The organism is Sphingomonas sp. P3_C6 (assembly GCF_056402595.1).
This window is the reverse complement of record NZ_JBFUHB010000026.1, coordinates 1-26,456: the sequence shown is the minus strand read 5'-3', so window position 1 is coordinate 26,456 and position 26,456 is coordinate 1. Positions and strand designations below refer to the sequence as shown.

Here is a 26,456-nt window from a genome sequence, read left to right as displayed (position 1 = left end):
CATCCAGGCGAAGTACTCCAGCGCGCCCGGATCGGCCTATTCAATAAAACGACGACGACCTCCAAGAAGCGTCGAATTTCGCCCCACAGGCAATCGCCTCGCATAAATCGACGATTACTGGACGGGTGGCGACACAGTGACGCGAAATCCGACAGAATTTCTTGGCCTTTACTCTTGGTGGAGAGCCCTCGCCCGCCATTGAAAATATCACGCAACAGGTTGTTGGCCGTACAAAATTGCGCCCGTTTCGGGCGGGGCTGTGAACACTATCGAAATTGCCCTCAACGTCGATGCCGGGCGCTGGACTCGCGCCGCCTTGCCCCATTAAGCCACCGCATCTCCTCTCTTGCCGAAAGGCTTTCCTTGATGATCCGTGGCGTATTTTTCGTGTCCCTGCTCGCGTCGGCCGCCATCCCTGCTTTCGCCGAGAATTCGAAGCCGCAGCCGGTGCCCTATGTGAACACCATCCCCGATGCCCGCGACATTCCCTATCCGGGCACGATGGCGCTGGAGGTGGACGCGACCGACACGAAGCGCGGCATCTTCACGACCAAAGAGACCCTGCCCGTCGCCAGGTCGGGCCATATGGTCCTGCTCTTCCCGAAATGGCTGCCCGGCGCGCATTCGCCGCGCGGCGAGCTCGACAAGGTCGTCGATCTGCACATCATGGGCAACGGCAAGGAAATCCATTGGACGCGCGACCCGGTCGACGTGTTCGCCTATCATATCGACGTGCCGTCGGGCGTGAAGACGCTCGACATCGGCCTGAAGTTCGCGTCCTCCACCGCGAGCGACCAGGGATCGATCGTCGCCTCGCCCGACATGCTGCGCCTGCAGTTCAACTCGATGAGCCTTTATCCCGCCGGTTATTTCACCCGGCAGATCCCGGTAAAGGCGACGGTGAAATATCCGGAGGGCTGGCATGCCTCGTCTGGCCTGCCGTCCAGGGCGGTCGGATCGACCTACACCTATGAGCCCACCAATTACGAAGTCCTGGTCGACAGTCCGGTCCTCGCCGGCCGCTATTACAAGCAATGGCCGCTCAGCCCGCGCGTCAACCTGAACGTCTATGCCGACAACGCCGCCGAGCTTGCGGCGACGCCCGAGCAGATCGATGCGCACAAGGCGCTGGTCGACCAGGCAGTGAAGCTGTTCGGATCGCAGCATTACGACAAATACGAATTCCTGCTGTCGCTGTCGGACCAGATGGGCGGCATCGGCCTGGAGCACCATCGCAGTTCCGAGGACGGGGTGAAGCTCGGCTATTTCCTGAAATGGAAGGACGGCCCCGGATCGCGCAACCTGCTGCCGCACGAATATACCCATAGCTGGGACGGCAAATACCGCCGCGGTGCCGATCTATGGACGCCCGACTACCGCACCCCGATGCGCGGCTCCCTGCTATGGGTCTATGAAGGACAGACCCAGTTCTGGGGCTATGTGCTGCAGGCGCGCTCTGGCCTGGTGTCGAAGCAGGACACGCTCGACATGTATGCCTCGATCATGGCGGCGCTCGACAATCGTCCCGCGCGCAACTGGCGCAACATGGTCGACACGACCAACGATCCGGTCATCTCGCAGCGCCGGCCCAAGGGCTGGCTGAGCAACCAGCGGTCGGAGGATTATTACAATGAGGGCCTGCTGATCTGGATGGAGGTCGATTCGATCCTGCGCAAGCAGTCGGGCGGGACCAAGTCGATCGACGATTTCGCCGGCACCTTCTTTCGCGGCACCGACGGCGATTTCGGCCAGGTGACCTATACGTTCGACGACGTCGCGGCGACGCTCAACAGCATCCAGCCCTATGACTGGGCCGGCTTCCTGAAGAAGCGCATCACCGAGACGGGCCAGCCTGCGCCGCTGCAGGGCTTCATCAACAATGGCTACAAGCTGATCTACACCGATGAGCCTACGCCGTCGTTCAAGCAGTCCGAGACGACGGGCAAGCGCACCGACCTCAGCTATTCGCTCGGCATCGCGCTCAGCAACGAAGGCGCGGTCACAGGCGTGATCTGGGACAGCCCCGCGTTCAAGGCCGGATTGACGGTCAGCGACACGATCGTCGCGGTCAACGGCCAGGCCTGGTCGGCCCAGGCGATCAAGGATGCGATCACCGCGGCCAGGACCGGCAAGGAGCCGATCGTGCTGCTGGTCAAGGCAAATGACCGCATCGCTCCAGTGAGCATCGACTATCATGGCGGCCTGCGCTATCCGCGCCTCGAAAAGATCGGCAACGGCGAGGGTGGCCTCGATAAGCTGCTGACGGCCAAATAAAGGAGAGGGGCACCCCTACACCGCTCGATCCGGGCTTGCCGGGGGCTTTCGCGCCCCGGCGGGCGCGGGCGGACGGCCATGAAAGCCCAGGACAGATATGAACATCGATTTGATCTCGATCGGCGACGATCCCCCCAACAGCCTCAACGTCATCATCGAGGTGCCGGTCGGCGGCGAACCGGTGAAATATGAGTTCGACAAGAAGTCGGGCGCCCTGTTCGTGGACCGCATCCTCCACACGCCGATGCGCTATCCGGCCAATTACGGCTTCGTGCCGCACACCCTATCGCCCGACGGCGATCCGCTCGACGCGCTGGTCGTTGCGCGCTCGCCCTTCGTGCCCGGCTGTGTCGTACGCGCCCGGCCCATCGGCGTCCTGAAGCTCGAGGATGAGGCCGGCGGCGACGAGAAACTGGTCTGCGTGCCGGTCGACACCACCTTCCCTTATTATTCGGATGTGGGCGAGCGCGGCGATCTGCCCTCGATCGTGCTCCAGCAGATCGAGCATTTCTTCAAGCACTACAAGGACCTGGAGTCGGAGAAGTGGGTTCGCATCGGCCAGTGGGGCGATGCCGAGGAAGCCAAGCGCATCGTGATCGAAGCGATCGCCGCGGCGAAGGCCGCCAAGAAGGCGAAGAAGACCAAGAAGGCATGATGGCCGGATGATGCCCCGGACGGCCTGGAGGGGATGTGCAGCGGCGGGGATCGTCGCGTTCATCTGCTCCTCGTCGTTCGGGCGTATCCCGGGCATGGCCACCTGCGGCCCCGATGGCGGCCTCGGCCCGATCATCGCTTTCGAATTCGCCCGCACGCCGGCCGATGTGGTGGCGCTGTTCGGCAGCGAGCCGTGCACCTCGACGCTGGTCGCGGCGCAGAAGGCGGGGCTGCTGCTCGATGCGCTCGGCTTCATCCCCTTCTACACCGCGTTCCTCATGCTTGCCGTGGTCGCCATCGACGCACAAAGCTGGATCAAACGCGCGCTCATCGTCATCCTCCTGATCGCGGCGCTCGGCGACCAGATGGAAGGGGCGCTGATGTACGCGATCCTGCGCGACCTGCCTGGCACGCCGGCGCTGCTCGACATGCTGTGGTGGCCGGTTCATGTGAAGTTCGCGCTGCTGGCGCTTGGCACGATCGGCATCGCCGAGATTCTCGTCCATGGCCGCTGGTTGCCGCGCCTCTCTGCCGGCGTCATCGCGCTGGGCGGGTTCCTCGCCCTTACCGGGCTGCTCGTGATGCCGAGCAGCTGGATGATGAGCGGATTCCTGCTGGCCTGGGTCACCCTGCTGGTCGCTGCGCTTATCGCTTCTTTCTGGCCTTCGCTTTTCGCGGCGCGCGCTGTCCCGCCGCCAGGCCGAGCGACGCCCAGCGCCTGAGCTCGTCGGCGTCGTCATAGACCTCGTCGGGCGCGCGGCGGTAGTTCATCGATTCAACCCGGCCCTCGCTCATCTCATAAGAGAAACGCTCGCAGCCGGCGGCATCCCATTCCGCATCGCTGACCGAATCGGATTTGAACCATGCCCCCTCACCGGAGACGATCGCGAAGATGGTGCCATCGCAATAGAGCGTCGCGCCGCCCATCATCTTGCGCATCGTCACGATACCGACCGGCTCCATCGCCTCGGCGATCCAGTCGACCAATCCCTGGTCGAATGCCATCAGCCCTCTCCCTTCAGCTTTGCGCCGTAAGCTTTAGCCCTGCGATGCAGATGACGACGCCGAGCATCAGCAGCAGCCGCACCAGCCCAGCCGACTCGCCATACCAGGCGATGCCGACGATCACCGTCCCCAGGGCACCGATGCCACCCCATATGATATAGGCCGTGCCCATCGGGATCGACCGTGCCGCGACCTCCAGCAGCGCCATCGACAATGCGACCGAGGCCAGGAAACCAAGCGTCCATGGCAGGTTCCGGAAACCGTCGACATGGCGAAGACAGGTGGTGAAGCCGATCTCGAACAGGCCACCGATCGCCAGCAGTATCCAGGCCATCTCAGCCGCGCCCCGCCAGCTTTGCCAGCGCCGGGCCGGACACGCGGTTGACCGTCCAGTCGTCCATCGGCTCCGCGCCCATCGCCTTGTAGAACTCGATCGCCTTGGTGTTCCAGTTGAGCACCGCCCATTCGAACCGGGTGCAGCCCCGGTCGACCGCGATGCCGGCGAGATGGCGCAGCAACGCGGCGCCCACGCCCTGCCCCCGCGCCGCCGGCGTCACGTACAGATCCTCCAGATACAGGCCCCGCCAGCCAGTCCAGGTCGAGAAATTGTGGAAGAACAGCGCCATGCCCAATGGCTCGCCATCGCGCTCGGCGATCACGGCTTCGGCCGCGGGCCGCTCGCCGAACATCGCCTCGTGCAGCAGTTCCTCGGTCGCGACGACCTTGTCGGCCTCGCGCTCGAACTCGGCCAGTTCGCGCACGAAACGCATGATGGTGGGAACGTCGTCGGGGGTGGCGAATCGGAGTTCGGTCATGCGGCGGCCTCTGTCTGCGGGGCGGGAGCGGCGGTGCCGCGGATGGCGGAAAGACAGCCGGCGATGATCAGTCCGGCCCCCGCCACGGTATAGAGCGAGACATGCTCGCGGAAAACCAGCCAGCCGAGCATCGCGGCCCAGATGAAGGCGGTATATTCGACCGGCGCGAGCACCTGCGCCTCGGCCCGGCCATAAGCCCAGGCGAGCGCCGCCGCCGAGAAGGTGCCGAGCAGGGTCGCGACCCCGATCGAGGGCAATTGCCCGATGGTCGGCATCACCGCGAACCAGGGCGCGCCGACCAGCAGCAGCACGCCGATGACCCCGCCGGTGAACAGCGTCACCTCGATCGGATCGGCAAGCTGCGCCTGCTTGCGCAGCAGGATCAGGCTGTAGCCGTAGAGGAACGAGGCAAGGATGATCGCACCCGACCCCATCAGCGTATCGTCGCTCGCGCCCGCTCGCGCCTGCCCCCAGGCTATCACGAACACGCCGATGCTGGCGATCGCCGACCCCAGGATGGCGGCACGCCGGATCCGCTCACCCAGCATCGCCGCCGCGAGATACAGCGCGATCAGCGGCGCAAGGAAGGTGAGCGCCACCCCCTGCGCCATCGGCACGCGAACGAGCCCCCAGAAGAACAGCAGCACCGACATCCCGGCCGCGAAGCCGCGACCGATATGGAGCCTCAACGCCGCCTGTTCGGGCCAGCGATTGCCGCGAAGCAGGAAGATCGCGCCGGTCAGCACCGCCCCGGCGAGCGAGCGCCACAGTACCGCGCTGTACGCACCACTGGTGATGCTCAGCCCCTTCATCACCGCGTCCATCGCCGAATAGGTCGCGATGCCGAGCGTCGCGACGGCGAAGGCGATAGAGGACTGGCTGCGCAACATCCGGGCGACATAGCCGCCATCGGCCGGGCCGTCACGCGGCCCCGCGCGTCAGCGCAGGATCATCTTGTCGCCCTTGATCTGCACGTCGGAAATGCTGCGCAGATAGCTGTGCCCGAGCAGCGATATGTCGCTTCCCTCGAGCACCACGCCACGCAGGGCGGTCGCTTCCTTGCCATCGAGGACGATTCTGTCGATCTGCACTTCCTGGCCGCGCACGTCGCCCGACGCACCGCGGCCGACCACCCTGAACTGTGTCGGATCGAACGCGATATGGGCGCGGGTTGCATCGGCCATCGTCAGCGCCACCGTATCGGCGCCGGTATCGACGACGAATCGGGTCGGCTCGCCATTGACGTCGGCAACGGCGATGAAATGCCCGCCGGGGCTCCGATCGAGCACCGTCTCGACCGGCGGAGCCTCGGCCGGTGGCGGCGCGGCGGGTGGCGATGGAGTCACCGGTGCCGGCACAGCAGCCGCCACGGGCGGTGCCGCAGTCTTCACCGCGGGTATGGCGAGGCCGATCGCAATGCCTGCCATGGTGACGATGAGGAGCGGGATCTTCATGCCCGCCTTTTACAGCGAACGGCTTGGATCGATCCTAACGCTCTTGGCAAACAAGTTCTGAACGGATCAGGCCGCAGCGCGTGCCTCGTCCGCCGCATCGATCTCCGCCGCCTTCGCCTCGACCAGCTTGACGATATGCTCGATCATATCCTCGCTCTGGACCGTATGATCGGTGACGCCCGACAGATAGACCATGTGCTTGCCGTTACCACCCCCGGTCAGGCCGATATCGGTCTCGCGCGCCTCGCCGGGGCCGTTGACGACGCAGCCGAGCACCGACAGCGACATCGGCGTGCGGATATGCTGGAGCCGTTCCTCCAGCGCCTGCACCGTGCGGATCACATCGAACCCCTGGCGTGCGCAGCTTGGGCAGGAGACGACGCGCACGCCGCGATTGCGGATGCCGAGCGCCTTCAGGATCTCGAACCCGACGCGAACCTCTTCCTCGGGCTCGGCGGAGAGCGAGACGCGCAGCGTGTCACCGATGCCGTACCAGAGCAGCGAGCCGATGCCGATCGACGACTTGACCGTACCACCGACGAACCCGCCCGCTTCGGTGATGCCGAGATGCAGCGGACAATCCACCGCCTCGGCAAGCTGCTGATAGGCGGCGACCGCGAGGAACAGGTCGGACGCCTTCACMGCGACCTTGTACTCGTGGAAATCATGGTCCTGCAGGATCTTGATATGGTCGAGCGCGGATTCGACCAGCGCCTCCGGGCAAGGCTCGCCATATTTTTCCAGCAAATCCTTTTCCAGGCTGCCCGCGTTCACGCCGATGCGGATCGAGCAGCCATTGGCCTTGGCCGCATTGACCACTTCCTTCACCCGCTCGGCCGACCCGATATTGCCCGGGTTGATGCGCAGGCAGGCAGCGCCGGCATCGGCAGCTTCGAGCGCGCGCTTATAGTGGAAATGGATGTCGGCGACGATCGGCACGCGACTCGCGCGGACGATCTGCTTCAGCGCCGCAGTGCTCTCCACATCGGGGCAGGACACGCGGATGATATCGACGCCGGCATCCTCGCAACGGCGGATCTGATCGATCGTCGCCTTTGCATCGGACGTGAGCGTATTGGTCATCGTCTGGACGGTGACCGGCGCGTCACCGCCGACGGGGACGTTACCGACCATGATCTGGCGGCTCTTGCGGCGCGTGATGTCGCGCCAGGGACGGATGGACATGCAATTTCCTCGTTTCGCCGCCCATATAGCGTCGCACGGGCGGTCGTGAAAGCGCGAGCCTCAGTCCTGCACCGAATCCCGATAGCGCCGGCTGCCACGCAGGCTGGTACCGTCGGCAAGCGTCACGGTGAAGTCGCCGCTGCGGTCGGTCTCGACCCGGCGCACCGCAGCCCGCCGGACCAGTCGGCTGCGGTGGATCTGGGCAAAGGCCGGCCCAAGCTCTGCCGCGACCGCCGCCAGCGTCGCGCGGTGGAGCAGGGTGCGCGCGCCCCAGGCGAGCTCGACATAATTGCCGGCCGCGTTGACGTGATCGATCTCCTCGGCCGGCACCTGATGGGTCACCGCGCCGTCCGCGACCTTGATAAGCCGCGGCGGCGGCGGCGCTGCTTCCGCCGGGGCAGCCGCTCGCGCCAGCAGCCACTGGGCGACCGCGGAAAAGCCCGCAAACTGGAGATAGGAGGCCAGGTCCTTGCGATATTCGTAGAGGATCCGGTTGGACCCCGGGCTCAGGAACACATACTGACTGCCTTCCGCCGCGTACCATGCCTTACGCAGCAGGATCATCAGGCCGATATGCCAGAGCGACAGCGGTATGCTGGCGAGCAGGATCAGCAGCACCGTCACCGGCCAGGAAAGGCGCGGCGGGCGGACATGCTTCACCAGCCACCAGATCACCAGCGCGGTGGACAGCCAGGCAAGCACGCTGCTCACCTGCCAGATCCAGACGTGAAGCTTGGTTTCCTCGATCCCGGCCTGGGCGAAATCGCTCAGCGTCGATTCGGCATTGGACAGCATCACCGCGAACAGGGTCAGCACGAAACCGCAGGTGAGCACGAGCGCGAGCCGGCGCTGTGCACCGTCCATCCCGCATCCGCCGCCGCTCGTCCCCATCGCTGTCGTCATCGTCCCTGTGATGCCGCGTTCCGCCCCTCCCCGATACCGGGCCGGAAGCCCGCTCGCTAGCCGTGACCCGTATTCGATCACGGAGAGACGCGATGGAACGACATTACGGCATGGACTGGCTGAGGATCGGGGCGTTCGGCCTGCTGATCTTCTATCATATCGGCATGGTCTTCGTGACCTGGGGTTTCCATGTGAAGACGGCCGACCCCGCCGACTGGGTCGCGGTGCCGATGTTGGTGACCAATGCCTGGCGGCTGACCCTGTTGTTCGTCGTTTCGGGCTTCGCCAGCCGTGCGCTGTTCGCCAAATCGCGCGGCATCGGCGACTTCCTGGGCAATCGCAACGCGCGCCTGCTGCTGCCGCTCGCCTTCGGCATCGTCACGATCGTGCCCCCGCAAAGCTGGGTCGAGCTGGTCACGCAGCATGGCTATGCGCACGGCTTCCTCTGGTTCCTCACTCACGACTATTTCCGCTTCGGCACGCTCGACGGTATCATCCTGCCGACCTGGAACCATCTCTGGTTCGTCGCCTATCTCTGGGCCTATACGCTTGTGCTCGCCCTGCTGCTGAGCGCACGCCTGTCCGGCGTCCAGGCGACGTTCGACCGGATTTTTGGCGGGGCCGGCGTGCTGTGGGTACCGATCGCCTGGCTGCTCGCGCTCCGCATCGGCCTCTTCCCCAATGTCGAGGAAACGCACGACCTGGTCACCGACTGGGTCGCCCATCTGCAATATCTCCCCGCCTTCCTGTCCGGCTTCGGCCTGGCCGGATCGCGGCCGGCCCGGGGCGCGCTTGCGCGCTTCTGGATACCGGCGGCGGTGCTGGCGGTGGCTGGCTATGCGGTCGTCGCCTCCGTCGAGATCGCCTATCCCGGCTTCGCCATGCCTTCCCGCCGGATAGCCCGCGCCTTCCATGTCGCGCGCGAGGTGCAATGCTGGGCGAGCATCGCGGCGCTGATCGGCGTGGCCGAGCGGTTCTGGAACCGCGACCATCGCTGGCGGCAGACGCTGACCGAGGCGGTGTTCCCCTTCTACATCATCCACCAGACGGTGATCATCCTGGTGGAATATTGGCTGAAACCGCTGAATATCGGCCCGGTCGCCGAGTTCGCGATCCTGGTTCCGGCCACGGTTACAGGCTGCTGGGCCTTTTACCTGATAGGCCGCGAGATCGGCTGGTTGCGCCCGCTGATCGGCCTGCGGCACAGAATCGCGCGGAAAGTAGAGGCGATTTCCACCGGTCCCCAGGCGGCCTGATCGGCGACGAATCCCGGGCGGCGCGATCGACCCGCCCGGGCAACCACCTGCCGTTCCGGGTACCCCCTTGACTAGCCATCGGCTCAGGAAACGCTACATGCGCGCGCATGGAACGGCACTACGGCCTGGACTGGCTCCGCATCGGTGCCTTCGGCCTACTCATCTTCTACCATGTCGGCATGGTCTTCGTGCCATGGGACTTCCATGTGAAGACAGCCCACCCGATCGACTGGGTGGCAATCCCGATGCATGCGACCAACAGCTGGCGGCTGATGCTGCTGTTCGTCGTATCAGGCTATGCCAGCCGCGCGCTGCTGGCGAAGAGCGATAGCCCCGGATCCTTCATCGCATCGCGCAACAAGCGTCTGCTGATCCCGCTTCTGTTCGGCATGACCATCGTCATTCCGGTCCAGCCCTGGGTCGAGCTGACCACCCAGCATGGCTATGACGGCGGCTTCGGCTGGTTCTGGCTGCACGATTATTTCCGCTTCGGCACCTTCCGCAGCCTGGTCCTGCCCACCTGGCAGCATATGTGGTTCGTCGGCTATCTCTGGTTCTACACGGTCGCGCTCGCGATGGCGGTGTGGCTGATGCGCGGGCGCAGCCTGCAATGGTTGTTTGACCGGGTCTTCGGTACCGTCGCGGTCGTGCTGCTGCCGATGGCCTGGCTGTTCTTCGCAGACATGTATCTGCTTCCTGGCGCCGCCGAAACACATGACCTGCTGCACGATGCCATCGCGCATGCACATTACCTGCCCGGCTTTCTGTTCGGCTTCGCGCTTGCGTGCTCACAGCCCGCGATGTCGGCGATCGGACGCTGGTGGAAGGCGGCAGGCGTGGTCGCTGTGCTGAGCTATATGGCGGTCGCCGCGATCGAATTGCGCTGGCCGGGCAGCGCGATGCCGCAGCCCTATGGCTATGTCTTTGCCACGGCTCGTGTGATCCAGGGCTGGTGCGCGATCATCGCGCTGATCGGCATCGCCGAACGATACTGGAACCACGACCACCCCTGGCGCCACACGCTGACCGAGGCTGTGTTCCCGTTCTACATTATCCACCAGACGGTGATCGTCGCGGTGGAGTGGGCCCTGCTGCCTTATGGCCTGCCTGCGACCGCTGAATTCGCGATCCTCGTCACAGCGACGATCGCCAGCTGCTGGGCCTTCTACCTGATCGGGCGCAAGGTCGGCTGGCTGCGGCCACTGATCGGCTTGCGCGGCTTCATCAAGACACGGCATGCGCCCCGCCCCACCAACCTCTCGACCGCGGAGACACTTTCATGACCCATGCCGGCTGGACGTTGGTGATCCATGGCGGCGCGGGCATGATGACGCCGGACAGCATCACACCGGAGCAGGATGCCGGCGCGCGAACCGGGCTGAGCAATGCGCTTGATGCCGGCTCCGTCGTGCTGTCGGCGGGCGGCAGCGCGCTCGACGCGGTCGAGGCGGCGGTGCGCGTGCTGGAGGACGATCCGCATTTCAACGCGGGGCGCGGCGCCGCGCTGACTCATGAAGGCGTCGCCGAACTCGATGCGGCGATCATGGAGGGAACCGGCCGCGATGCCGGCGCGGTCGCCGGGGTGACCGCCACGCGCAACCCCGTCAGCCTCGCCCGCGCCGTGATGGAACAGAGCCGGCACGTGCTGCTCGGCGGCGACGGCGCCGACCTGTTCTCGCAAGAGCATCAGCTCGAACAGGCAGGCCAGGATTGGTTCGTCCTGCCCGAGCGTCGCCGCCAGCTCGACGAGCTTCAGGCACGCGGCGCCGATTCGTTCGATGTCGACATGAAATATGGCACAGTCGGCGCGGTCGCCCGCGATACCGCCGGCCATGTCGCTGCCGCTACCTCGACCGGCGGCGTCACCGGCAAGCGCTGGGGCCGGATCGGCGATTCGCCGCTGATCGGTGCCGGCACCTACGCGGACGATCGGGCGGGCGCCGTCTCGGCCACCGGATCGGGCGAATATTTCATCCGGGCAGGCGTCGCGCACGAGATTTGCGCCCGGGCCCGACTCGCCGACGTGCCGCTCCGCGCCGCCGCCGATGCGGTGATGGAGGAGGTCAAGGCGCTTGGCGGGCGGGGCGGCGTGATCGTGGCCGCGCCGGACGGCGAGGCGGTTTGGAGTTTCAACACCGCCGGCATGTATCGCGGCATGGCGGGGTCGGATCGCGCCCGGACCGTCGCGATCTATGGCGACGAATAACCCGGCTCAGCTTTCGCCGGCTCGCCCGACAGAGTAGAGCGACGCGCATGAGTCGCCTCCTCCCCGCTCTCGCCGCCGTTGCGCTCGCCGCCACCGCATCTCCCGCCGCCGCCTATTGGGAATATGGGCATCAGACCATCGCCCAGATCGCGCGCGCGAATGTGAAGCCACGCACCCGGGTTGCGGTCGACAGGCTGCTGCGCCAGTCGAAGCTGCTGGGTACGCCGACCTGCCCGGCGCGCTCGATCGAGGATGCCAGCGTCTGGGCCGACTGCATCAAGACGATCAAGAATCCGGACGGCAAGCGCCCGTTCGACTTCGCCTATAACTGGCACTTCCAGAACGTGAGCATCTGCCAGCCGTTCAGCCTGGTCGAGCCGTGCAAGGACGGCAATTGCGTATCGGCGCAGATCGAGCGCGACGTGAAGCTGTTGCGCGACAAGGCGACGCCGCTGAAGGACCGGGTCCAGGCGCTCGTCTTCCTGATCCACTTCGTCGGCGACCTGCACCAGCCGCTTCATGCCGGCGACAAGACCGACAAGGGCGGCAACGACGCCAAGGCAACCTATGGCATCCTGACGACGCCGCGGCTCAACCTGCATTCGATCTGGGACGGCTACCTTGCCGAGCGCGCGATCTCGGCACCGCCGCCATTGGTGCGGCGTTATTCGGCCGCCGATCGCGCGACCGTCGCCGCCGGAACCGTGACCGACTGGAGCCGGGAGAGCTGGCAGGTCGCGCATGACAGCGTCTACGCCACCGCGATGAAGGGCGATCCCTGCGCGCCGACACCGGCGCTGGTGACGCTCGACGACGCCGAGATTGAATCGCTGGTGCCGGTCGCGCGGATGGAGGTCGAGCGCGGCGGCCTGCGCCTCGCCAAGCTGCTCGACCAGGCCTTCTCCTAGTTCGATCCCCACCGCCAGCGCCAGCCGCCATCGGTCTTGCGCGCGGCGATGGTGATGAATGCAGCGATCAGGGCCAGGCCGACGATGACCTTCGGCGCGATGCCGGGCATGAGGCGCCTGTCGGTCAGCAGCGCGGCACAGAAGCCGAGAGTCAGCAACCAGCCCTGCCAGGTCACCGGCGTCGCGCCGAAACCAAACCGCTTGGGCGCGAACCAGTAACCGTCGCGCACGTGGTACCACCGCCTGCTATTTTCGAACGCCATCATCGCCTCCTTCAACCGAACCGGATCGAAAGGACGAGATCGGTCGGCGCCAGCAAGCTCAAGGTCAGCCTGGGGAGCCCTGCGCGCCGCGAAGCCATGCCGATCATTCCTTCTCTCCTTCATCCCGCGTCTTCGCCGGTCGTCCGCGTTTCGCACGGACCGGCGCTTCCAGCTTCACCCCGCGCTTCGACAGCGCCTCCCGGAGCAGGCATTCCAGCTCGGCATTGACGCTCCTCAGGTCGGCCGCCGCCGCCCGCTCGACCGCCGCGTAGAGCGCGGGGTCGAGACGCAGCGGGAAAGCCTTTTTCGTGGGCGCGCTCACACGGGCGTGCTTATTGGTAGAGTGTGCCGGTATTGACCACCGGCTGCGTGTCGCGTTCGCCGCACAGCACGACCATCAGGTTCGAAACCATGGCGGCGCGGCGTTCGTCGTCCAGTTCGACGACATTCTTTTCCGACAGCATCTCCAGCGCCATCTCGACCATGCCGACTGCGCCCTCGACCAGCGTCCTGCGCGCGGCGACCACTGCCTGGGCCTGTTGCCGGCGGAGCATCGCCCCGGCGATCTCCTGCGCATAAGCGAGGTGCGTGAAGCCGCATTCGTCGACCGTGATGCCGGCGACCGCGAGCCGCGCGATCAGCTCGGTGCGCAGCTCGCCGCCTACCTGATCGTGATTGCCGCGCAGGGTGACTTCCTGATGTTCGAAATCGTCATAAGGGTAGCGCGCGCCGATGGTGCGGACCGCCGCCTCGATCTGAACGATCACGAAGGCCTTGTAGTCGTCGATGTCGAACAGCGCCTGCGCCGTGTCGGTCACGCGCCACACCACTTGCGCCGCGATCTCGATCGGGTTGCCGCGCTGGTCGTTCACCTTCAGCCGTTCCGAAATCATGTTGTTCGCGCGGAGGGACACCTTCTTGCGGCCGAGCCAGGGCAATACCCAGCGCAGTCCGGTGGTGCGGTCAGTGCCCTTATACGCGCCGAACAGGGTGATCGCCGTCGCCTGGTTCGGCTGCTGCATATAGAAGCCGCACAGGACGAACACGAAGACGATGACCGACATCGTCATGATCAGGACGCCCATCGCCGGATTGTCCTGCATGAAGCTGGTGGCGAACACCCCGGCCGCGATGGCGAGCAGCATCACCATCAGCATGACATAACCGCTGGACGTAGCGGCGTTGCGCTCGCTCGACAGGGTGAGCGCGGTGTTCCTGGCAACCGAATCCGGCATTGGGCCCTCCCATTAATATGATATCATATTTATATCTATATTGCGGTCGCGGCAAGCGAAAACAAAGACGCCGCCGGATCGGGCGATCCGGCGGCGTCGGTGTGGAATGGCTGGATCCCGGCCTGCGCCGGGTAGCCCGCAAGCGGGCTAGTTGAGGACGATGGTCACCGCGCGGCGGTTCTGAGCCCAGCTCTGCTCGTCCGAGCCGAGGGCGATCGGACGTTCCTTGCCGTAGCTGATCGTCGAGATACGCGCCGGGTTGATGCCGCGTGCCGCGAGGTAGTTCTTCGCGGCATTGGCGCGGCGGTCGCCGAGCGCAAGATTGTATTCGCGGGTGCCGCGCTCGTCGCAATGCCCCTCGAGGCTGACGGGCACGTTCGGCCATTTGGCAAGCCAGGCCGCCTGGCTGTCGAGAATCTCGCGGGCGCGGGCGTCGATGTCGTATTTATCGAGCGCGAAGTTGACCGTGTTGCTCGTCACCGAGCGTTCGAAATCGGCGCGCGAGCCGGGAACGACATTGTCGCTGGTCCCCGGATTGCCGGGGCCGGGATTATAGTCGCCGGGGGCCGGCGGAATCTGCTTCGGCTTGGGGCTGCACGCAGCGGTCGCGACGAGCGCGGCGGTAACGATGAGCGTGGTCGTCAGTCTGGCCATCTGGCGTCTCCTTCGATCGAAAGTCGTTTCGCTTGCGCCTCGCACCACCCGTATTGCCCGTCGATGAACCGAAGTCGACGCGGGGGGAAATGGTCATGCGAAGCACAGATTGCTTCAGGGGCGTAACGGTCCCCAGGACGGATCGGATCCATCGAGGGGAGTCGGAATCTTGCGCTCGTTGACCCCGGTCAGGTCGACCGCCCACAGATCGGCATTGCCGGCGCCGCCGCGATGCGAGCGGAAGAAGGTCAGCGCGCGGCCGTTGGGCGCCCAGCTCGGCCCTTCGTCCTGCCAGTCGTTGGTCAGTAGGCGCTCGCCACCGCCGCCCGGGTTCATCACCCCGATTCGGAAATCGCCCGAGATCTTGGTGAAGGCGATCAGGTCGCCGCGCGGGCTCCACGCCGGGGTCGCATAGCGACCGCCGCCGAAGCTGATGCGTTGCTGGTTCGATCCGTCGGCATTCATCACATAGATCTGCTGGGTGCCCGAACGGTCGCTCTCGAAGACGATCTTGCCGCCGTCGGGCGAATAGCTGCCGCCCGTATCGATGCCCGGCGCGGTGGTCAGCCGCTGCGGCGACCCGCCGGAGACCTGCACGCGGTAGATATCGGTGTTGCCGGCGACCGCCATCGAGAAGACGATCCAGCGCCCGTCCGGCGAATAGCGCGGCGCAAAGGTGAGGCTGGGATTATTGACCAGCAACCGCTGCCGCGCCGTCGCGACGTCATAGACATAGATCGCCGGGCGGTCGTTCAGATAGCTCATATAGACGATCGAGCGCTGGTCCGGCGAGAAGCGCGGGGTCAGCACGGTCGACTGGCCATTGGTCAGGAACCGGTGATTCGCGCCGTCCTGGTCCATGATCGCGAGCCGCTTGAAACGTTTCGCCTTGGGCCCGGTTTCGGAGACATAGATGATCCGGCTGTCGAAATAGGGGCCCTCGCCCGTCAGCCGGGCATAGACCATGTCGGCGCATTTATGCCCCGCGCGGCGCCAGTCGCTGGGCGAGACGACGAAACCCTGCCGGGTCAGCTCGCTGCGGGCGAACACGTCATAGAGATAGCAGCCGACCGTCAGCGTGCCGTCGCCATTGGCGCGGACGAAACCCTGCACCAAATTCTGCGCGCCGGCGCCGCCCCAATATTCGAACGAGGGCGCGGTCACCTCGGGATAGGCCACGCCCTTCAGCGCGTTGGGTGGGATCGGCTTGAACAGCCCGCTGTTGCGCAGGTCGTTGGTGACGATCTGGGCGAGTTCGCGGCCGAGCTTGTCGGTCGATCCGGCGGGCGTATCGACCACCGCCGACGTCGGCATCACCGGGACGGCGATCCCCAGCGGCGCCGAGGTGCCGCCGACCACGTCGACGACCAGCCCGCCATCCTGCGTGGGCGGTGCCTGGGTCGCGGTCACCGGCGGCGGCGCGGGAGCATTCTGAGCCTGGGCCGCGAGCGGCGACAACAGGGCAAAGGCAGCAGCCAACAAGGCGATAGGGGAAGCTGTCATGATGTTCCTCATCCCGGAAGTTTGTAGCGCAGGCTGAAATTGCTCCAGCCATTGGGAACGTCGTATAGTTCCGCCGGCAATCCACGCAGTGGCGCGCAACCCTTGAAGGTGGCGATCGCGTTGTCATCGACCCGGTCTCGATAGCGGGTGTTCCCCGCGTCAACACCGATATGATCAATCACCTGCGGATTGCTCGCTAGTGACCCGTCACGATTGAGACGCAGCCGGATCGTCACGATGATTCGCTCCGCGCCCGGGCCAGGCTGAACCTGGCGATCGGCGCAGGGCTGCACCTGACGGCGGATCGCGGAGCCGATATCGGCCGCCGCCTGCTGGCTCATCACCGCCGCCTGCGGCACCACCGACTTGGTCGGGGTCGGCTTGTCCGACAGGCCTTTCAGGAAATCGTCCCCGAGCCGGTTGCCGCGCGGCCGCGGCTTGGTGGCGTTCGCGTCGGTGCCGGTGCCCCGCGCTTTGGAGGGCGTTGTGCGGGTAGCCGGCGCTGCCTCGCGCGTGGGCGGCTTCTTCACCTTTTCGGGCGTAGGTGGCGCGACCGGCTTTTTCGGCTCGGGAACCGCCTTGGGCGCCGGCTTGGGGGGTAGCGCTGCCTTTGGCTGCGGCTTGGGCGGCGCCGGATCGGGCACGGGCTTCGGTTCGGGCTTGGGCGGTGGCGGCGCGGCGTCTTCGGGCGGGCCCGGATCGGGCGCCCTACTTTCGGCCGGCGGCGTCACGGCCTGGGGCGCCTTGGCCTCGAGCGCGACCTCGTCGACCAGAGACACGTCGATCGGCGCGGGTTTTGGCACCACCGGCGGCGTCGACGAGAGAAAACCGACCGAGAGCAATCCGAACAGCACGACATGACCGACGAGTGCGACGCCAAGGGCAATCGCCTCGGAGCGCGGCATCGCGCTCTCGTCGCCATCGAGGCGGAAATTATTTGCTGTCGTCGCCAATCGTCACCAGTGCGACGCGGTTGAGGCCCGCGCGGTTGAGTTCACCCATCACCCGCATCACGCGGCCATAGTCGAGGCTCTTGTCGGCGCGCAGGAAGATCTGCGGCGGCTGGCCGCCCTCGGTCTTGGCGGCGAGCTGCTGCAGCACGTCGGGCAGGATATCCTGGCTCACCTCGTCGTCGCCGACATGGATCTTGCCATCGGCCTCCATCGAGATCTGGACCGGCTTCTGGTCCTGGTCGAGCGGCTTGGCGCGGCTGTCGGGCAGGTTCACCGGCACGCCGGCGGTCAGCAGCGGCGCGGTCACCATGAAGATGATCAGCAGCACCAGCATCACGTCGACCAGCGGCGTGACGTTGATGTCGGCCATCGGCGCCCGCCGGCCGCGGCTGCGCTGCGAGGGGAGCGGCATCGACATCTAGAGCTTCCGTCCGTCCATCTCGAGCTGGCGGCTCAGGGTTGCATGGAAGCCGTCGGCGAAGCGGTTGAGCCGCGCCTCGACCCGGTTGATGCCGTGGCTGAAGCGGTTGTAGGCGATCACCGCCGGGATGGCCGCGAACAGGCCGATCGCCGTCGCGAACAGCGCCTCGGCGATGCCCGGCGCGACCACGGCGAGCGACGTGTTCTGCGCCGAGGCGATGCCGGTGAAGCTGCGCATGATGCCCCAGACGGTGCCGAACAGCCCGACGAAGGGCGCGACCGAACCGACCGTTGCGAGGATGTTGAGTCGGTCCGACAGCTTGTCGATCTCGCTGGCGACCATCGAGCCCATCGCCGTGGCGAGCCGTTCGCGCGTGCCTTCGCGATCGACCGCGCCGCTCGCGGTGGAGCGGCGCCATTCCTTCACGCCGGCCGAGAAGACCTGCGCGATCGGCAGGTCGCTGTCGCCCTGGATGCGGTGAAAGGCGTCGATATCCTCGGCCTTCCAGAAATCGCGTTCGAACTTCTCGATCTTGCGGCGCGTGCCGCCGATTCGCCGCCAGAAGGTGAGGATGATCGCCCAGGTCCAGATGCTGGCGAACAACAGGCCCAGCATCACGAACTTCACCACCAGATCGGCTTGGAGGAACAGCGCGATCGGCGACATCGTGGCGGCATCGGTATTGAAGAACAAATTGCTCACTCGTCCTGGTCCTTTTGGTCAACGAGACGCTGAAACGCCTCGACCCATGTCTTTGGTTGCCGTTTCGGCTTGCCCGATACCCCGACCAGCGCCGCGGTCACATCCGCCTCGCTCAGTATCTCAGCACCGCGCATGACTCTCTGATGAATATCGACCGATGCGGCGCGCACCTGTTTCAGTCTGGTCACCACGATCAACGCATCGTCGAGCCTTGCCGGGCGGCGGTACCGGATCGCCAGGCTGCTGACGGCATAGGCGCCCTCGCCTGCCTCCTGCGTCGCGCGCTGGTCGATCCCGGCGAGGCGGAGCATGTCGGACCGGGCCCGTTCCATGTAGCGCAGGTAATTGGCGTGATAGACCACGCCCGACAGATCGGTATCCTCGAAATAGACGCGGACGGGGAATCGATGCTCGACCCCGTCGAAGCGGCCTTCGACCGGTTGATCCTGTTGTGGCGCCACCATGTCCGTTCGTCCTAACCGAGCGATTCACCAGAAGGAACCCCGTTCGACGCATGAAGGGCACCAACTGAGGGCGATGACGGTCAAAAATGAGGGCCTCGAGGCCCTCTGGACGAGGCCCGGCTTTGTTCTAGGGTACCTCTTATGACCGAACCCGCCCTCAGGATTCGCGGCCTATCCAAGAGTTTCGACAAACCGGTGATCGCCGGGCTCGACCTGGAGATCGGCGCGGGCCAGCTTTACGCCCTGCTCGGCCCCAATGGCGCTGGAAAGACCACCACCCTGCGCATGGTGACGGGCCTGACCAGGCCCGATGCCGGCACCATCCATATCTATGGCATCGATGCCCGGCAGGAGCCGAACGCGGCCAAGGCGATCACTGCCTGGCTGCCCGACGAGCCGATGCTCTACGACAAGCTGACGCCGGGCGAATATCTCGCCTTCGTCGCCGGGCTGTGGCGGATGGACCCGCAGGTCGCGGCGGAGGAGGCCGAACGGCTGCTCCACTGGCTCGACCTGTGGGACGAGCGCGATACGCGGTGCGAAGGCTTTTCCCGCGGCATGAAGCAGAAGGTCGCGCTGGCCGCCGCCCTGATCCACGACCCGAAGCTGCTGATCCTGGACGAGCCGCTGACCGGCCTGGATGCCGCCATGGCCCGTGCGGTGAAGGATGCGCTGCGCGCCCAGGTCGATGCCGGCAAGACGGTGATCGTGACGACGCATATCCTGGAAGTGGCCGAGCGCATGGCCGACAGGATCGGCATCATCGCCGGCGGCAGGCTGCTCGTCGAGGGCACGCTGGAGGAACTGCGGACCAGCGCCGGCACCGAGGGGATGACGCTGGAGGATATTTTCATCCGCCTGACGAGCGGCGCGTGAGCGCGAGCGGGGCCTGGGGGCCGGCGCCTGGCAGCTTCGCCTGGCTTGCCCTGCACGAGATCCGACTGGCGTGGCGGGCGCGGCCGCGCAAGGGCGCCACGCGCTGGATCGGCTATGTGCTGATGCTGGCCTGGCTGGGGTTCGGCTGCTTCCTTGGCTGGGCCTTGCGCGACGTACCGATCCCGGCACTGCCCGCGGTGATGACGGCGATCCTGGCCGGCAGCATCGTCGCCTTCAGCTTCATGACCACCCAGGCAATCATCGGCAGCCAGCGCACCTTGTACGAGAATGGCGATCTCGACCTGCTCTTTTCCGCCCCGATCGGGGGGCGGACGGTGCTGCTGGCCAAGCTGCTCGGCATCGCCGGCACGATCGTGCTGACCTATGCCGTGCTACTACTGACGCTGGCGGTGCCGGTCGCGGTAATGGGCCATCCCCGGCTGTTCGGCCTTGTCGCCTTGCTGGCGGCGCTGGCGCTCGCCGCTGCCGCGACCGGACTGGCGATCACCCTGGCGCTGGCCAGGCTGGCCGGCCCCCGGTCGGCGCGCACCGTCGGGCAGATCGCCGCGGCGCTGATGGGCGGCGGCGTCTTTATCTTATCGCAACTCGCCAACCAAAGCGGTCGGCGCGAATCGAGCGTGATGATCCTGTTCGAGCGTTTCAGTGAGCGGGGCGTGGGTACTATCGGCCTTTCCGCCCTGCCCGGCCGCGCCGCCTTTGGCGATCCGATCGCGCTGTTCATCCTGCTCGGCATCGGGCTGTTGCTGTTCGCGCTGGCCGGCGCGACGCTGCAGCGGATGTTCCTGACCGGCTATCAGGACGGCGGCACGCGCCTTTCCCGGGCGAAGCCGACCGGCCGGGCAACCGGCCGGCTGTTCCACGCCTCGCTGTTCCGGTCGGTCTTCGCCAAGGAGTGGCGGCTATTGGTGCGGGATCCGGCGCTCGCCTTCCAGATCCTGTTGCGGCTGATCTACCTGGCGCCGCTGGTGTTTTTCGCCTTTGGGAGGAACCAGGCCGTGCCGATCGCGCCGGGCCTTGCACTGGCCAGCGTGCTGATCGCCGGCCAGCTTGTCGGGAGCTTCGCCTGGCTGACCGTCTCGGCCGAGGACGCGCCCGACCTGCTTGCCGTCGCGCCGGTCTCCAAGGCCGCGATCGACCGGGTGAAGCTGCTGGCCGCCTTTGCCATGGCGGCATCGTTCGCGGTGATCCTGCCGATCGTGATCGCGCGGCAGACGCCGCTCGGCGCGCTGGCTACCCTGCTCTGCACCGCGATCGGCGGGAGCATATCGGGCTATATCGAGCTGAAGCTGGGCAAGCCGGGCAAGCGCGCCAGCTTCGCACGCCGGCGATCGGGATCGGTGGTCGGCAGCATATTGTCGCTACTCGTCGCCGCGGTGTTCGGCGGTCTTGCGGCAATCTCGGTCTATTCCGTCGGCTGAGGGCGGCCCCGAGCGACTGATGGCTGGTCGATGATCAGCCAGTCATTGAATCGGTGGCGCATTTTTCGCCTGACGCGGATCGGACGGGCGGGGTAGAATTCCCCATCCGACTCACGCTCCAGGAGAGTTTCGATGGTCGATCGGCCCACCAACGGCGTAACCCCTTTCCTCACCATCCGTGGCAGGCGCGGGCAGGAAGCCCTCGATTTCTACACCCGCGCGTTCGGTGCCGAAGTGACCGAGCGGAACCTGGCCGAAGATGGCGAGCGACTGATGCAGGCGGGCCTGAAGATCAATGGCGGCTGGATCATGCTGTCCGACGAGTTCCCCGAGTGGCGCGGCCATGACGAGCCCGAGCCCAAGGGCGTGGGGCTTCACCTGCAGGTCGACGATGCCGATGCCTGGGCAGAGCGCGCGGTCGCAGCGGGCGCCACCGTCACCATGCCGGTCGACGACCAGTTTTGGGGCGACCGCTATGGCCAGCTTACCGATCCGTTCGGTCATCTCTGGTCGATCGGCAGCACGCCGAAGGGGTGACGACTCGCCCCCCGAGAAACGGCGGCGACTGAAGTCAGGTTGAATCGACGCAGCCGCGTTGCCGTTTCAGGGAGATATGGCACACCGGCATTGTCGCCGGGACAGCCCAAGCGCCAGCGGCCCGGTAGATGCCGGACGGAGTCCGCCTGGCGACTGGCGGTCGGCCGGCTCCGACGTCATGAGACTCGCCCGGTGCGACGCGCCATCGCGTGGACTTCGGCGCGCGAGAGCAGCACGTCGAGATCCTCGCGGCTGATGTCGAAGCTGTCGGGCAATTCGGCCAGTGCCTGGTCGATATCCTCGAGATGCAGGCCCGACGCCGGGAGCAACGCCCCTCCCGATGGCGCGACATGCGGATAGCTGTGCCCCGACACGCGGTGGAAAAACATGCCCAGCGAGACGAGCGCGATCGAATTGATGGCCACCGGCGCAAAGGCGAAGGAAAGACCGGCGGCATGAATATCCTGGGTCCCGATCACCGCCGTCAGCGCCGCCGCGCCGCCCGGGGGATGCAGGCATCGGCAGAGCGACATGACGAGGATCGCACCGCCGACCGCAAGGCCGGCGGCGATCGTGGGATTGGGAACGCTCTGGAAAGCGATCACCCCGACGAGCGCCGAAAGGGTATTGCCGCCCACGACCGACCAAGGCTGCGCCAGCGGGCTGGACGGCACGGCGAAGACCAGCACCGCGGAGGCGCCCAGCGGCGCGACGATGACGGGCAGGTTCTTGAGGACCAGCGGGAATTGCGCGCACACGACAATGGTCAGCGCCAGGCAGATCGCCGCGCCGACGCTCGCGACGATACGGTCGCCGAACCGGGCGCCCGCCAGAAGCGGCTTGAAGATTCGGAAGCTCACCTATGTTTCTCGTCCAAAGCAGAGGCCGCCGTCTCACCCTGCCAGAGCCTGATTCCCACGCAGTTTTTCTTTCCGGCCCCACGCGTGCGTTCCCGAGCGCAGTCGACTCGGACGCGGGAGTCGGCAGCGGCGCAGGTCAGGCCGCGCGCTTCTCCAGCGCGTGCGCCGCCTCGGCCATCAGCGAGGCGATGATCTCGGCAACCGGCTCTTCCTTGGTGACCATGCCGACCGACTGGCCGGCCATCAGGCTGCCATGCTCGACATCGCCGTCGATCACCGCGCGGCGCAGCGCGCCGGCCCAGTAATGCTCGATCTGGAGCTGCGCCTCGCCCATCTCGACCTTGCCCTCGTCGAGCAACTGCGCGACTTCGCGCTGCTTTGCCGTGAACAGCTCGCCGCCGGCATTCTTCAACGCGCGCACCGGGATAACCGGCAGGCGCGGGTCGATCTGCACGCTCGCCACCGCATCGCGGGCCGAGGCGCGCAGGAACGCCTTCTTGAAATTGGCGTGCGCGATCGATTCGGTCGCACAGACGAAGCGCGTGCCGAGTTGGACGCCCGCCGCACCCATGTCGAGATAGCCGGCGATCGCCTCACCCCGGCCGATGCCGCCCGCGACGAACACCGGCACCTGCTCGGACACTTCGGGCAGGATCTCCTGCGCGAGCACGCTGGTCGAGACCGGGCCGATATGGCCGCCGGCCTCCATGCCCTCGACCACGAGCGCATCGACGCCCGAGCGGATCAGCTTCTTGGCAAGCGAAAGCGCGGGGGCGAAGCAGATCAGCTTCGCGCCATTCGCCTTGATCGCATCGATCGACCCGGTCGGCGGCAGGCCGCCCGCGAGCACGACATGGCTTACGCCGTGTTTGTTGCAGACCTCGATCAGGTCGAACAGCATCGGGTGCATGGTGATGAGGTTCACACCGAACGGCTTGTCGGTGAGCGCCTTGGTGCCGGCGATCTCCGCATCGAGCAGCTCGGGGGTCATCGCCCCACAGGCGATCAGGCCGAAGCCGCCGGCGTTGGAGATGGCGGAGACGAGGTTGCGTTCCGACACCCAGGACATGGCGCCGCAGAGGATGGCGGTTTCGGAGCCGAGAAAGGCCGCGCCGCGGGCCATGCGGCGGGCGAGGCGTTCCTGTCCTACGGTAGGGGAAGTGTTTTCAGTCATGTCCGGTTCCTTGCCCGTCCGGAGCGCGTTCGGCAATCGGGAGAACTGACGAAGTCGTGCGGAGCGCACCTATTCCTTCTCCCCTTGTGGGAGAAGGAGGGAGGAGCGAAGCGACGGAAGGATGAGGGGGAGTGAGGTTCGGGACACTCTTAAACGAGCGTCCCCCTCACCCTTCCCATCGCAAGTGCGATGGGCCCCTTCCCTCTCCCACAAGGGGAGAGGGAGATTAAGAGAAGTAGATTAGGAGAAGTTCTTACGCCGCGTCCTCAGCATCAAGTCCGTATGCCGTGTGCAGCACGCGCACCGCCAGCTCGGTATAATCTTCCTCGATCAGCACCGAGACCTTGATCTCCGAGGTGGTGATCGCCTGGATGTTGATGCCGCGCTCGCCGAGCGTCTTGAACATCGTCGCCGCGACGCCGGCATGGCTGCGCATGCCGACACCGACCACCGAGATCTTCGCGACGCGGGTGTCGTGCACGAGGCCGGTATAGCCGATATCGCCCTGGGCATTGCCGAGCACCTCGAGCGACCGGGCGAGATCGGCGCCGGGCACGGTGAACGTCACGTCGGTCGAGCCGGTCGAATGCGCAACGTTCTGCACGATCATGTCGACGTTGATATTGGCATCGGCCAAGGGCACGAAGATGGAGGCGACCGAGCCGGGTCGGTCGGGAACGGCGGTCAGCGTGATCTTCGCTTCGTTCTTGTCGTGCGCGATGCCCGTGATGAGCTGGCGTTCCATATCGTCGATCTCCTCTTCGCCCACGATCATCGTACCGGGCAATGTATCCGCCATCGGCGCGTCCTCGCCCGTGAAGGACGAGAGCACCTGAACGCGGACCTGTTCCTTCATCGCAAGACCCACCGAGCGCGTCTGGAGCACCTTGGCTCCGACGCTGGCGAGCTCGAGCATTTCTTCATAGGTGACCCGCTTCAGCTTGCGCGCACGGGGCACGATGCGGGGGTCGGTGGTGTAGACGCCGTCGACGTCCGTATAGATGTCGCAGCGATCGGCCTTCATCGCCGCCGCCATCGCGACCGCCGAGGTATCCGATCCGCCCCGGCCGAGCGTCGTGACGCGCTCTCCGGAAGCAACACCCTGGAAGCCCGGGATCACCGCGACCTCGCCTTTTTCGAGCGAGAGGTTGAGCGCCGTGGTGTCGATCTCCGCAATGCGGGCCGAGCCATGGCCGTCCGAGGTGCGGATCGGCAACTGCCAGCCGAGCCAGCTGCGCGCCGGCACGCCGATCGCCTGGAGCGCGATGGCCAGCAGGCCGCTGGTGATCTGTTCGCCGGCCGAGACCACCACGTCATATTCGTGCGGATCGTAGAGCGAAGACGCCTCGCGGCAGAAATTGACCAGCCGGTCGGTCTCGCCAGCCATCGCCGAGACGACGACCGCGACCTGATTGCCAGCCTCGACCTCGCGTTTGATGCGCGCAGCGACGCTCCGGATCCGCTCGATCCCGGCCATCGAGGTGCCGCCGAACTTCATCACGATACGAGCCATGGAGGTGCAGAATTCCTTGGGGTGAGCGGGGCGCCCTGATAGGAAGCAGCCATGAGTATAGCAAGCACCGCAAACAGCCCCGTAACGACGATCGATCCGGACGAGGCAGCGCATTTCGGCGCGATGGCCGCCGACTGGTGGGATCCGAAGGGATCGTCGGCGATGCTTCACCGGCTGAACCCGGTACGGCTCGGCTATCTGCGCGAACGGATCGACGCGCATTGGGGGCTGGACGAGACCGGCTTCACGCCGCTGGCCGGCAAGACGGCACTCGACGTCGGCTGCGGTGCCGGGCTGTTGTGCGAGCCGCTTGCCCGGCTGGGCGCGGCGGTGACCGGGATCGACGCGGCGGCGGAGAATATCGCGGCTGCCTATGCCCATTCGCAACAGTCGGGACTGACCATCGATTACCGCACCGGCGGGATCGAGGGACTTGGCACTGCGCGTTTCGACCTGGTGACCAGCATGGAGGTGATCGAGCATGTCACCGACCCGGCGGCGTTCATCGCCGGGCTCGCGAGCGCGCTGGCCGACGGCGGGCTGATGGTGCTGTCGACACCCAACCGCACCGCGCTGTCACGGCTGGCGATGATCACCATCGGCGAAGGCACCGGCCGGATTCCCAGGGGCACGCATGACTGGGACAAGTTCCTGACGCCGGACGAACTGATTCCGCTGGTCGAGGCGGCCGGGCTGACGGTCGTCGATACGCGGGGGCTGAGCTTTTCGGTGACGAAGGGATTCGTCGTATCGGATGACATGAAACTGGATTATTTCGTGACGGCGGTGCGGCAGTAAATACTGCCCTTCACCCCGGACTTGTTCGGTGGTTATCTCGTTCGAGCATGTACTCTAACTTGTTCCCCGGCGAAGGCCCTAGGACGTTCACACATCTTGCGGTTCGGTGTTCGATCTGATTCCGTTGAGGGGTTTGATCGGAGGGCAAGTGATGGAGTCAGGGCTGGGCTGTTTTGGGGACCTGCGCCTTCAAAAAGGGGGGCGTTTTTGCTGGGTCGGTTGGTGGGCACCGGCGCGGCGCGGGTACGGGTACGCTCGCTTGGTGGGAGCCGTGCTGGAGAGATGCGGATTACGCGTTTTTTGCGCAACGCGCGCGTGACGTCGTCGGAGATGATCGGGTCGGCACGCGAGGGTACGCAGGAGAGGGTTTCTGGTCGGCGCATCCTTGCCATCCAGGACACGAC

Annotated in this window: 30 protein-coding genes; 11 read left to right on the top strand and 19 right to left on the bottom strand. The window is 65.9% G+C overall.

What is annotated here, in order from left to right:
• The first annotated feature begins 366 nt into the window (after window positions 1-366).
• The 3 genes from AC1DT7_RS19510 (at window position 367) to AC1DT7_RS19500 (ending at window position 3,650) form a co-directional block, all read left to right on the top strand.
• Entirely contained in the window at window positions 367-2,274 is a 1,908-nt protein-coding gene (locus tag AC1DT7_RS19510) for a M61 family metallopeptidase (protein ID WP_478037849.1), read from the top strand.
• 97 nt (window positions 2,275-2,371) lie between these two features.
• Entirely contained in the window at window positions 2,372-2,929 is a 558-nt protein-coding gene (gene ppa, locus AC1DT7_RS19505; RefSeq protein WP_332720344.1) for an inorganic diphosphatase, read from the top strand.
• Window positions 2,930-2,936: 7 nt separating this feature from the next.
• On the top strand, window positions 2,937-3,650 hold the full coding sequence (locus AC1DT7_RS19500; protein WP_478037848.1) for a hypothetical protein: 714 nt from the start codon (window positions 2,937-2,939) through the stop codon (window positions 3,648-3,650).
• Here AC1DT7_RS19500 and AC1DT7_RS19495 read toward each other — a convergent pair.
• From AC1DT7_RS19495 to AC1DT7_RS19465, 7 genes are all read right to left on the bottom strand, one after another.
• Entirely contained in the window at window positions 3,574-3,933 is a 360-nt protein-coding gene (locus AC1DT7_RS19495) for a TfoX/Sxy family protein (protein WP_478037847.1), read from the bottom strand. The two genes, AC1DT7_RS19500 and AC1DT7_RS19495, sit on opposite strands and share 77 nt — an antisense overlap.
• Window positions 3,934-3,946: 13 nt before the next feature.
• A complete protein-coding gene (locus AC1DT7_RS19490) occupies window positions 3,947-4,267 on the bottom strand; it encodes a DMT family transporter (protein ID WP_478037846.1) in 321 nt (106 codons plus the stop codon).
• 1 nt (window position 4,268) lies between these two features.
• The gene (locus tag AC1DT7_RS19485) at window positions 4,269-4,748 is read right to left on the bottom strand and encodes an N-acetyltransferase family protein (RefSeq protein WP_478037845.1); all 480 of its coding nucleotides are present in this window, start codon (window positions 4,746-4,748) and stop codon (window positions 4,269-4,271) included.
• Window positions 4,745-5,638: a DMT family transporter gene (locus tag AC1DT7_RS19480; protein ID WP_478037844.1), complete on the bottom strand. Its 894-nt coding sequence runs from the start codon at window positions 5,636-5,638 to the stop codon at window positions 4,745-4,747. The genes AC1DT7_RS19485 and AC1DT7_RS19480 overlap by 4 nt, the downstream gene beginning before the upstream one ends.
• A gap of 48 nt (window positions 5,639-5,686) precedes the next feature.
• Entirely contained in the window at window positions 5,687-6,202 is a 516-nt protein-coding gene (locus tag AC1DT7_RS19475) for a retropepsin-like aspartic protease family protein (RefSeq protein ID WP_478037843.1), read from the bottom strand.
• A 66-nt stretch (window positions 6,203-6,268) separates the two neighbouring features.
• The gene (ispG, locus tag AC1DT7_RS19470) at window positions 6,269-7,387 is read right to left on the bottom strand and encodes a flavodoxin-dependent (E)-4-hydroxy-3-methylbut-2-enyl-diphosphate synthase (RefSeq protein WP_478037842.1); all 1,119 of its coding nucleotides are present in this window, start codon (window positions 7,385-7,387) and stop codon (window positions 6,269-6,271) included.
• A gap of 60 nt (window positions 7,388-7,447) precedes the next feature.
• Entirely contained in the window at window positions 7,448-8,251 is an 804-nt protein-coding gene (locus tag AC1DT7_RS19465) for a LytTR family DNA-binding domain-containing protein (RefSeq protein WP_478037841.1), read from the bottom strand.
• A 131-nt stretch (window positions 8,252-8,382) separates the two neighbouring features.
• Here AC1DT7_RS19465 and AC1DT7_RS19460 point away from each other — a divergent pair, with 131 nt between their 5' ends.
• The 4 genes from AC1DT7_RS19460 (at window position 8,383) to AC1DT7_RS19445 (ending at window position 12,660) form a co-directional block, all read left to right on the top strand.
• The gene (locus AC1DT7_RS19460) at window positions 8,383-9,546 is read left to right on the top strand and encodes an acyltransferase family protein (protein WP_478037840.1); all 1,164 of its coding nucleotides are present in this window, start codon (window positions 8,383-8,385) and stop codon (window positions 9,544-9,546) included.
• Between the two features lie 107 nt (window positions 9,547-9,653).
• The gene (locus AC1DT7_RS19455; RefSeq protein ID WP_478037839.1) at window positions 9,654-10,829 is read left to right on the top strand and encodes an acyltransferase family protein; all 1,176 of its coding nucleotides are present in this window, start codon (window positions 9,654-9,656) and stop codon (window positions 10,827-10,829) included.
• Window positions 10,826-11,752, top strand: coding sequence for an isoaspartyl peptidase/L-asparaginase family protein (locus tag AC1DT7_RS19450; RefSeq protein WP_478037838.1), 927 nt, complete (start codon window positions 10,826-10,828; stop codon window positions 11,750-11,752). Before AC1DT7_RS19455 ends, AC1DT7_RS19450 begins: the two co-directional genes overlap by 4 nt.
• A 47-nt stretch (window positions 11,753-11,799) precedes the next feature.
• Window positions 11,800-12,660 (top strand): S1/P1 nuclease, encoded by an 861-nt coding sequence (locus tag AC1DT7_RS19445; protein ID WP_478037837.1) that lies wholly within the window; start codon window positions 11,800-11,802, stop codon window positions 12,658-12,660.
• Here the strand turns inward: AC1DT7_RS19445 and AC1DT7_RS19440 are convergent.
• The 9 genes from AC1DT7_RS19440 to ybgC all read right to left on the bottom strand — a co-directional run bounded on the left by AC1DT7_RS19440 (window position 12,657) and on the right by ybgC (window position 18,855).
• A complete protein-coding gene (locus AC1DT7_RS19440) occupies window positions 12,657-12,923 on the bottom strand; it encodes a hypothetical protein (protein ID WP_478037836.1) in 267 nt (88 codons plus the stop codon). The genes AC1DT7_RS19445 and AC1DT7_RS19440 overlap by 4 nt on opposite strands.
• Window positions 12,924-13,026: 103 nt before the next feature.
• Window positions 13,027-13,245 carry a type II toxin-antitoxin system antitoxin gene (locus AC1DT7_RS19435; protein ID WP_478037835.1) on the bottom strand — a complete coding sequence of 73 codons (219 nt, stop codon included), beginning with the start codon at window positions 13,243-13,245 and terminating at the stop codon, window positions 13,027-13,029.
• Between the two features lie 10 nt (window positions 13,246-13,255).
• Complete coding sequence (locus AC1DT7_RS19430) at window positions 13,256-14,158, bottom strand: SPFH domain-containing protein (RefSeq protein ID WP_478037834.1); 903 nt, start codon at window positions 14,156-14,158, stop codon at window positions 13,256-13,258.
• 147 nt (window positions 14,159-14,305) lie between these two features.
• Window positions 14,306-14,812: a peptidoglycan-associated lipoprotein Pal gene (gene pal, locus AC1DT7_RS19425; protein ID WP_478037833.1), complete on the bottom strand. Its 507-nt coding sequence runs from the start codon at window positions 14,810-14,812 to the stop codon at window positions 14,306-14,308.
• Window positions 14,813-14,926: 114 nt separating this feature from the next.
• Window positions 14,927-16,315: a Tol-Pal system beta propeller repeat protein TolB gene (tolB, locus tag AC1DT7_RS19420; RefSeq protein WP_478037832.1), complete on the bottom strand. Its 1,389-nt coding sequence runs from the start codon at window positions 16,313-16,315 to the stop codon at window positions 14,927-14,929.
• 8 nt (window positions 16,316-16,323) lie between these two features.
• Entirely contained in the window at window positions 16,324-17,268 is a 945-nt protein-coding gene (locus AC1DT7_RS19415; RefSeq protein WP_478037831.1) for a cell envelope biogenesis protein TolA, read from the bottom strand.
• On the bottom strand, window positions 17,249-17,686 hold the full coding sequence (tolR, locus tag AC1DT7_RS19410; protein WP_478037830.1) for a protein TolR: 438 nt from the start codon (window positions 17,684-17,686) through the stop codon (window positions 17,249-17,251). The genes AC1DT7_RS19415 and tolR overlap by 20 nt, the downstream gene beginning before the upstream one ends.
• Window positions 17,687-18,355 (bottom strand): protein TolQ, encoded by a 669-nt coding sequence (gene tolQ, locus AC1DT7_RS19405; protein ID WP_478037880.1) that lies wholly within the window; start codon window positions 18,353-18,355, stop codon window positions 17,687-17,689.
• A 32-nt stretch (window positions 18,356-18,387) separates the two neighbouring features.
• Window positions 18,388-18,855 carry a tol-pal system-associated acyl-CoA thioesterase gene (gene ybgC, locus AC1DT7_RS19400; RefSeq protein WP_478037829.1) on the bottom strand — a complete coding sequence of 156 codons (468 nt, stop codon included), beginning with the start codon at window positions 18,853-18,855 and terminating at the stop codon, window positions 18,388-18,390.
• A gap of 141 nt (window positions 18,856-18,996) precedes the next feature.
• Between ybgC and AC1DT7_RS19395 the strand changes: the two genes are divergently transcribed.
• The 3 genes from AC1DT7_RS19395 (at window position 18,997) to AC1DT7_RS19385 (ending at window position 21,707) form a co-directional block, all read left to right on the top strand.
• Window positions 18,997-19,731, top strand: coding sequence for an ABC transporter ATP-binding protein (locus AC1DT7_RS19395; protein WP_478037828.1), 735 nt, complete (start codon window positions 18,997-18,999; stop codon window positions 19,729-19,731).
• Complete coding sequence (locus AC1DT7_RS19390) at window positions 19,728-21,170, top strand: hypothetical protein (RefSeq protein WP_478037827.1); 1,443 nt, start codon at window positions 19,728-19,730, stop codon at window positions 21,168-21,170. Before AC1DT7_RS19395 ends, AC1DT7_RS19390 begins: the two co-directional genes overlap by 4 nt.
• Before the next feature lie 132 nt (window positions 21,171-21,302).
• Window positions 21,303-21,707, top strand: a complete 405-nt coding sequence (locus AC1DT7_RS19385; protein ID WP_478037826.1) for a VOC family protein — start codon at window positions 21,303-21,305, stop codon at window positions 21,705-21,707.
• 176 nt (window positions 21,708-21,883) lie between these two features.
• Here AC1DT7_RS19385 and AC1DT7_RS19380 read toward each other — a convergent pair whose 3' ends face one another.
• From AC1DT7_RS19380 to AC1DT7_RS19370, 3 genes are all read right to left on the bottom strand, one after another.
• Entirely contained in the window at window positions 21,884-22,567 is a 684-nt protein-coding gene (locus tag AC1DT7_RS19380) for an HPP family protein (protein ID WP_478037825.1), read from the bottom strand.
• A gap of 136 nt (window positions 22,568-22,703) precedes the next feature.
• Window positions 22,704-23,690 carry an NAD(P)H-dependent flavin oxidoreductase gene (locus tag AC1DT7_RS19375; RefSeq protein ID WP_478037879.1) on the bottom strand — a complete coding sequence of 329 codons (987 nt, stop codon included), beginning with the start codon at window positions 23,688-23,690 and terminating at the stop codon, window positions 22,704-22,706.
• 304 nt (window positions 23,691-23,994) lie between these two features.
• Window positions 23,995-25,254, bottom strand: coding sequence for an aspartate kinase (locus tag AC1DT7_RS19370; RefSeq protein WP_478037824.1), 1,260 nt, complete (start codon window positions 25,252-25,254; stop codon window positions 23,995-23,997).
• Window positions 25,255-25,305: 51 nt separating this feature from the next.
• On the opposite strand from AC1DT7_RS19370, the gene ubiG reads away from it, so the two are divergent.
• Window positions 25,306-26,052: a bifunctional 2-polyprenyl-6-hydroxyphenol methylase/3-demethylubiquinol 3-O-methyltransferase UbiG gene (ubiG, locus tag AC1DT7_RS19365; protein WP_478037823.1), complete on the top strand. Its 747-nt coding sequence runs from the start codon at window positions 25,306-25,308 to the stop codon at window positions 26,050-26,052.
• Window positions 26,053-26,456 lie beyond the last annotated feature (404 nt).

What these genes read in the sequence shown, in the direction of transcription:
- AC1DT7_RS19495 (WP_478037847.1), bottom strand. Translation starts at nt 3,933, where the DNA reads ATGGCATTCGACCAGGGATTGGTCGACTGGATCGCCGAGGCGATGGAG.
- ybgC (WP_478037829.1), bottom strand. Translation starts at nt 18,855, where the DNA reads ATGGTGGCGCCACAACAGGATCAACCGGTCGAAGGCCGCTTCGACGGG.
- AC1DT7_RS19480 (WP_478037844.1), bottom strand. Translation starts at nt 5,638, where the DNA reads ATGTTGCGCAGCCAGTCCTCTATCGCCTTCGCCGTCGCGACGCTCGGC.
- AC1DT7_RS19370 (WP_478037824.1), bottom strand. Translation starts at nt 25,254, where the DNA reads ATGGCTCGTATCGTGATGAAGTTCGGCGGCACCTCGATGGCCGGGATC.
- AC1DT7_RS19440 (WP_478037836.1), bottom strand. Translation starts at nt 12,923, where the DNA reads ATGGCGTTCGAAAATAGCAGGCGGTGGTACCACGTGCGCGACGGTTAC.
- tolR (WP_478037830.1), bottom strand. Translation starts at nt 17,686, where the DNA reads ATGTCGATGCCGCTCCCCTCGCAGCGCAGCCGCGGCCGGCGGGCGCCG.
- pal (WP_478037833.1), bottom strand. Translation starts at nt 14,812, where the DNA reads ATGGCCAGACTGACGACCACGCTCATCGTTACCGCCGCGCTCGTCGCG.
- ubiG (WP_478037823.1), top strand. Translation starts at nt 25,306, where the DNA reads ATGAGTATAGCAAGCACCGCAAACAGCCCCGTAACGACGATCGATCCG.
- AC1DT7_RS19450 (WP_478037838.1), top strand. Translation starts at nt 10,826, where the DNA reads ATGACCCATGCCGGCTGGACGTTGGTGATCCATGGCGGCGCGGGCATG.
- AC1DT7_RS19430 (WP_478037834.1), bottom strand. Translation starts at nt 14,158, where the DNA reads ATGCCGGATTCGGTTGCCAGGAACACCGCGCTCACCCTGTCGAGCGAG.
- tolQ (WP_478037880.1), bottom strand. Translation starts at nt 18,355, where the DNA reads ATGTCGCCGATCGCGCTGTTCCTCCAAGCCGATCTGGTGGTGAAGTTC.
- AC1DT7_RS19500 (WP_478037848.1), top strand. Translation starts at nt 2,937, where the DNA reads ATGATGCCCCGGACGGCCTGGAGGGGATGTGCAGCGGCGGGGATCGTC.
- AC1DT7_RS19455 (WP_478037839.1), top strand. Translation starts at nt 9,654, where the DNA reads ATGGAACGGCACTACGGCCTGGACTGGCTCCGCATCGGTGCCTTCGGC.
- AC1DT7_RS19375 (WP_478037879.1), bottom strand. Translation starts at nt 23,690, where the DNA reads ATGGCCCGCGGCGCGGCCTTTCTCGGCTCCGAAACCGCCATCCTCTGC.
- AC1DT7_RS19395 (WP_478037828.1), top strand. Translation starts at nt 18,997, where the DNA reads ATGACCGAACCCGCCCTCAGGATTCGCGGCCTATCCAAGAGTTTCGAC.
- AC1DT7_RS19445 (WP_478037837.1), top strand. Translation starts at nt 11,800, where the DNA reads ATGAGTCGCCTCCTCCCCGCTCTCGCCGCCGTTGCGCTCGCCGCCACC.
- tolB (WP_478037832.1), bottom strand. Translation starts at nt 16,315, where the DNA reads ATGACAGCTTCCCCTATCGCCTTGTTGGCTGCTGCCTTTGCCCTGTTG.
- AC1DT7_RS19385 (WP_478037826.1), top strand. Translation starts at nt 21,303, where the DNA reads ATGGTCGATCGGCCCACCAACGGCGTAACCCCTTTCCTCACCATCCGT.
- AC1DT7_RS19510 (WP_478037849.1), top strand. Translation starts at nt 367, where the DNA reads ATGATCCGTGGCGTATTTTTCGTGTCCCTGCTCGCGTCGGCCGCCATC.
- ppa (WP_332720344.1), top strand. Translation starts at nt 2,372, where the DNA reads ATGAACATCGATTTGATCTCGATCGGCGACGATCCCCCCAACAGCCTC.
- AC1DT7_RS19485 (WP_478037845.1), bottom strand. Translation starts at nt 4,748, where the DNA reads ATGACCGAACTCCGATTCGCCACCCCCGACGACGTTCCCACCATCATG.
- AC1DT7_RS19465 (WP_478037841.1), bottom strand. Translation starts at nt 8,251, where the DNA reads ATGGACGGTGCACAGCGCCGGCTCGCGCTCGTGCTCACCTGCGGTTTC.
- AC1DT7_RS19460 (WP_478037840.1), top strand. Translation starts at nt 8,383, where the DNA reads ATGGAACGACATTACGGCATGGACTGGCTGAGGATCGGGGCGTTCGGC.
- AC1DT7_RS19490 (WP_478037846.1), bottom strand. Translation starts at nt 4,267, where the DNA reads ATGGCCTGGATACTGCTGGCGATCGGTGGCCTGTTCGAGATCGGCTTC.
- AC1DT7_RS19475 (WP_478037843.1), bottom strand. Translation starts at nt 6,202, where the DNA reads ATGAAGATCCCGCTCCTCATCGTCACCATGGCAGGCATTGCGATCGGC.